4 protein-coding genes are annotated in these 5,470 nt (G+C 68.1%); 2 read left to right on the top strand and 2 right to left on the bottom strand.

What is annotated here, in order from left to right; translation table 11 throughout:
• Together V7D28_RS13665 and V7D28_RS13660 are read right to left on the bottom strand one after the other, a co-directional pair.
• Positions 1–345: DUF1622 domain-containing protein (locus V7D28_RS13665; RefSeq protein ID WP_333587936.1), on the bottom strand; the 345-nt coding region annotated here is incomplete at its 3' end.
• 45 nt (positions 346–390) lie between these two features.
• The gene (locus V7D28_RS13660) at positions 391–990 is read right to left on the bottom strand and encodes a TetR/AcrR family transcriptional regulator (protein WP_333587935.1); all 600 of its coding nucleotides are present in this window, start codon (positions 988–990) and stop codon (positions 391–393) included.
• A gap of 224 nt (positions 991–1,214) precedes the next feature.
• On the opposite strand from V7D28_RS13660, the gene V7D28_RS13655 reads away from it, so the two are divergent.
• Positions 1,215–2,261 carry an efflux RND transporter periplasmic adaptor subunit gene (locus V7D28_RS13655; protein ID WP_333587934.1) on the top strand — a complete coding sequence of 349 codons (1,047 nt, stop codon included), beginning with the start codon at positions 1,215–1,217 and terminating at the stop codon, positions 2,259–2,261.
• A 34-nt stretch (positions 2,262–2,295) separates the two neighbouring features.
• Positions 2,296–5,470: efflux RND transporter permease subunit (locus V7D28_RS13650; RefSeq protein WP_333587933.1), on the top strand; the 3,175-nt coding region annotated here is incomplete at its 3' end.

Below are 5,470 nucleotides of genomic sequence, written 5' to 3'. Positions count from 1 at the left end.
CGCCCGCCGCCAGGGCCAGCGGCCCTGAATCTCCGTTTCGAGGGCGAAGCTGAGGAAGGTCCGGATCAGGACGATGGCCGCGAGCGGACCGACCCGCTCGAAGCTCAAGGGCTCGGTCACCGTGGCGATGATGTCGGCGCCCACCAGCAGTTCCAGCCCGAGCAGGATGCCGCGCCCGAGATTGGCCCGGTAGGTGTCGAAGGCCTTGCGCCAGTCGTGGCCCTTCAAGCCCTGTACGACGAACCAGCCGCTGGACAAGAGGACCGCGGCGGCCAGGACCACCACGGAAAAAACCTGCAGCGCCAGGGCGACCAACTCGACCAGGCGATGGATGTCGGGATGCATGAGCGTCCTCCGCAACGGGGTGCGGAGGAAGAGCGGGCGGCCGGGTCAGGCCGTTCCCTGGCCGGCCCGGCGATAGCCGTTCACATACCAGTCGATGGTCCTGGCCAGCTCCTGGCACAGGGCCGTGCGTCCGGCTTCGTCCAACAGATAGTCGTGATGGATCATGCGGTTCATGGTGGCCCCCATCATGACGCAGGACAGGATGCGCGCCCGCACCGGAGCGTCGTCTCCGCCCAGCCAGTCCTCCAGGGGAGTGAAGAAGGCCCTCTGGGAATGTCGCCGGATCGCCTCAGAGGCCTTGGGCGAGGAGGCCGACGACAGCATGATCATGAAGGTGTCGAGCTTGTCCTCGTCCATGGGATCGACGGCCAGCGTGCGGGCCATGCGCTCGCCGAAGCCGGCCCGATCCTCGTCCAGGAACTCGCTTATGCTGGGCGCGCAGGCCAGCACCTCGGCGAACAGCTCGTCCTTGCCCCCGAAGTAGCGCGAGATCAGCGCCGCATCGACTCCGGCGTCGGCCGCCACATCCCTCAGTCCCGTCTGGTCATAGCCCTCCCGGGCGAAACGCTTGCGCGCGGCTTCCAGAATGGCCGCGCGGGTGGCGGCGGCGTTTCGGGCGCGGGACGGGGCGATAGGTGGGGCCAAAAGAATCCTCCGGAAATTTTCTTGTCATCACTTGTGGACAAACTGCCTCATTCCCACCTACATGTCACCATCTGTTGACATGACCCGGTTATCGCCGGGTCGGCGAGCCTTGGGGATAGGGCATGCGCGCACTCTTTGTGGCTGCGGTTTTCGCAGCGACCGGTTTTGGTCTTTCCGCCTGCGGGGGCGATTCGAGCGCGGGGCAGGCCCCCCCGACTCCGGTCGTGACCGTTTCGGCGCCCTTGCAGGAGGAGGTGGTCGACTGGGACGCCTTCACCGGACGTTTCGAGGCGCCGGAGCGGGTGGAGGTGCGCGCCCGCGTGGGCGGCTATCTCCAGGGCGTTCACTTCCGCGACGGCCAGATGGTCCGAAAGGGCCAGCTTCTCTTCACCCTTGATCCGCGCCCGGCCCAGGCGGCCCTGGCGGCGGCCCAGGCCCAGGCCGATCTGGCCCGCGCCGACCTCGCCCGCGCCCAAGGGCTTCTCGAGGCCCAGGCCATCTCGCGCGAGGAATTCGACAGCCGCAAGGCCCAGGCGCAGATCGCCGAGGCCACCCTGGCGGCCCGGCGGCTGGACGTGGAGTTCACCCGCGTCACCGCTCCGGTCTCCGGCCTGATCTCTCAGCGCCAGGTGGATCCGGGCAATGTGATCAGCGGCGGCGCCTCTTCGGGCGACGTTCTCACCACCATCGTCTCGGTCAGCCCGATCCACTTCGCCTTCGACGCCTCCGAGGCCCAGTTGCTGAAGTATCAGCGCCAGATGGAACAGCGCCAGGGGGCGCAGGTCCAGGTCAAGCTGCAAGATGAGACAGAGTACCGTTGGGTCGGTCGAGTGGAATTTGTCGACTCTCTGGTGGACCGGGACACCGGCGCCGTGCGGTTGCGGGCGACCATCGCCAACCCCAACAACTTCCTGAAGCCCGGAATGTTCGGCCAGGCGCGCATGGTGGGCGTCGACGCCTACCAGGCCCTGCTGATCCCAGAGACCGCCGTGGTCACCGACGGGGTCCGCCGGGTCGCCTATGTGGTCGACGGCCAGGGACAGATCCAGGTCAAGGCCCTGCAGCTTGGTCCCGCCAGCGACGGCCTGCGGGTCGTCCGCTCCGGCCTGGCGCCGGACGACCGCGTGGTCATCGGCGGCCTGCAGCGGGCCATGCCCGGCCAGGCGGTTCAGGTTCAGACCGGAAAGATCGCGCGCCGCGCCGAACAGGGGGAGGGGGATGGTCCCCTGCTGACCTCGGCTCCAGCCCCCACGGCCACCTCGGCCAACTGACACGCCCCTTGGCCCGCCTTCGGGACTGCAGCGCATGAAACTCTCGCACTTCTTCATTGAGCGCCCGATCTTCGCGGGCGTGCTCTCGGTGTTCATCACCCTGGTGGGTCTGTTCGCCTATCCGATGCTGGCCCTGTCCCAGTATCCGGAGATCGCTCCGCCCACGGTGGCGGTGATCGCCACCTATCCCGGCGCCTCGGCCGAGACCCTGGCCGACACCGTGGCCGCGCCCCTGGAGCAGGAGATCAACGGGGTGGAGGGCATGATCTACATGACCTCGTCCTCGTCCAACGGGACGGTGCAGATCACCGTCACCTTCCGCCCGGGGACGGACCTGGATTCGGCCCAGGTGCTGGTGCAGAACCGCGTCAGCCTGGCCGAACCCAGACTGCCCGAGCAGGTCCGCCAGACGGGCGTGGTGGTCAACAAGCAGTCCACCGGCTTCCTGATGGTGGTCGGCATGACCTCCAGCGATCCGGCGGTCGACACCGACTATGTGGGCAACTACGCCAATTCCGTCGTCCGTGACCGGCTGCTGCGTGTGGACGGGGTCGGCGAGATCCAGGTGTTCGGCGGCGGCCTCTATTCCATGCGGGTCTGGATCGATCCCGGCAAGGCGGCCGCCCGCAATCTGACGCCGACAGAGATCATCGCCGCCCTGCGGTCGCAGAACGTCCAGGCCGCCGGCGGCTCGGTGGGCCAGCCGCCCTTCGGACCGGACACGGCCGTCGAACTGCCCGTGGAGGTCCAGGGTCGCCTGTCCACGCCTGAGGCGTTCGGCGATGTCGTGCTGCGCCGCGACGCCGAGGGCCGCGTCATTCGCCTGCGCGATGTGGCGCGGGTGGAGATCGGCGCCCAGGACTACGGCATCCGTGGCTATTTCTCGGGTCAGCCGGGCGTCGCCATGGCCGTCCTCCAGCAGCCGGGGTCCAACGCGCTCAGCACGGCCAACGGCGCCATCGCGGCCATGGAGGAGCTGAAGGCCAGTTTCCCGGCGGGCGTCGACTATCAGATCCCCTACAACCCCACCGAATATGTCGCGGCCTCGGTGGAGGCCGTGCAGCAGGTCCTGATCGAAGCCATCTTCCTGGTGATGATCGTGGTGGTGGTATTCCTGCACACCTGGCGGGCGGCCATCATTCCCATCCTGGCCATTCCCATCGCCCTGGTGGGGACCTTCGCCGTGCAGCTCGCCCTGGGCTTCTCGCTGAACTCGCTGTCCCTGTTCGCCCTGGTGCTGGCGGTGGGCATCGTCGTCGATGACGCCATCGTGGTGGTGGAGAACGTGGAGCGGAACATCCGTGAAGGTCTCAGCCCCCGCGAAGCCGCGCACAAGTCCATGGACGAGGTGTCTTCCGCCCTCATCGCCATCAGCCTGGTCCTGGTGGCGGTGTTCGTGCCCACGGCCTTCGTGTCCGGCATTCCGGGAATGTTCTACCGGCAGTTCGCCGTGACCATCGCCTCGGCCACGGTGATCTCGCTCATCGTCTCCCTGACCCTGTCGCCGGCCCTGGCCGCCCTGCTGCTGAAGGCTCACAAGCCCGATCACCGCCCGCGCTCGCGCTGGCTGGCGCCCCTGTCCATGGCGGCTGATCGGTTCAATACAGGCTTCGACTGGCTCAGCGACCGGTTCGGACGACTGACGGCGCGGCTGGTGCGCATGACCTTCGTCATCGTCGTGGCCTATGTGGCCCTGCTGGCGGCCACCGGCTGGCGGCTGGTCGAAACGCCCACCGGCTTCATTCCCGAACAGGACCAGGGCGTGTTGATCGGGGTGGTGCAGCTGCCGCCCGGCGCCTCGCTTTCGCGCACCGACGCGGTGGTCCAGCAGGTCATGACCGACCTGTCGGAGATGGAGGGCGTGCGCAATGTGGCGGCCTTCGTGGGCATGGACGGCGCCAGCTTCAGCGCCGCGTCCAACGCCGCCACCGTCTTCATCCGGCTCACCGACTGGAGCGAGCGTGGGTCCTCCATGACCGCCCAGAACATGGCCGGCATGATCATGGGCCGCATGGCGGCCATCGATGAGGCCAACATTTTCGTCCTGGCTCCGCCGCCGGTGGAAGGCATGGGCAACGCCGGGGGCTTCAAGCTGATGGTCCAGGATCGCGGCGGCCTTGGCTATGCCGAGCTCGAACGGGCCTCCAATGAGCTGATGATGAAGGCCGCCCAGAATCCCAAGCTGGTCGGGGTCTTCAACCAGTTCAGCACGGGCGCGCCGCGGGTGAGTGCGGACGTGGACCGCGACCGCGCCCTGATGCTGGGGGTCGAGCCCGGCGACGTGTTCACCACCCTGGGAGCCTATCTCGGTTCGACCTATGTGAACGACTTCAACATGCTGGGGCGCACCTTCCGGGTCACCGCCCAGGCCGAGCCCTCCAGCCGGGCGCAGGTGGACGATATCGCCAATCTGAAGGTGCGGACCGCTTCCGGCGGCCTGGCGCCCCTGGGCAGCGTGGCCACCTTGCGTGACGACTCCGGTCCCGCCCGGGTGGTCCGCTTCAATCTGTTCCCGGCAGCCGAGGTGCTGGGCGGGGCTGCGCCTGGGGTCTCCTCCGGCGAGGCCCTGGCCGAGATGGAGCGGCTCGCCGCCGAGACCTTGCCCGCGGGCCTCAGCTATGAGTGGACCGAGATGGCCTATCAGGAGCAGGCGGCCGGCGACACGGCCATGCTGGTCTTCGCCCTGGCGGTGGTCTTCGTCTTCCTGGTGCTGGCCGCCCAGTACGAGGCCTTCACCCTGCCGCTGGCGGTCATTCTGATCGTGCCGCTCAGCGTCCTGGCGGCCATGATCGGCGTGGGTCTGCGGGGGATGGACAACAACATCCTCACCCAGGTGGGCCTCATCGTCCTGGTGGCCATGGCGGCCAAGAACGCCATCCTGATCGTGGAGTTCGCCAAGCAGGCCGAAGAGCACATGGGCATGAACCGGTTCGATGCGGCGGTTCACGCCGCCAGGACCCGCCTGCGCCCGATCCTGATGACCTCCTTCGCCTTCATCTTCGGGGTCATGCCCCTGGCGCTCGCCAGCGGCCCGGGTCAGGAGATGCGTCAGGCCCTGGGCGTCTCGGTGGTGTTCGGCATGATCGGGGTGACCATCTTCGGTCTCCTGCTGACGCCGGCCTTCTATGTCATCTGTCGCCGCCTGTCGGCGAGGCTGCCCGGCGGCGACCGCAGCGCTGCGGCCGAGGCGCCGCCCCTGGCCCCGGCCC

Origin of the sequence: Phenylobacterium sp., assembly GCF_036723115.1 — a bacterium.
Taxonomy (GTDB): domain Bacteria; phylum Pseudomonadota; class Alphaproteobacteria; order Caulobacterales; family Caulobacteraceae; genus Phenylobacterium.
Note: the sequence above shows the minus strand (reverse complement) of the source record. Positions and strands in the feature narration are given on the sequence as shown.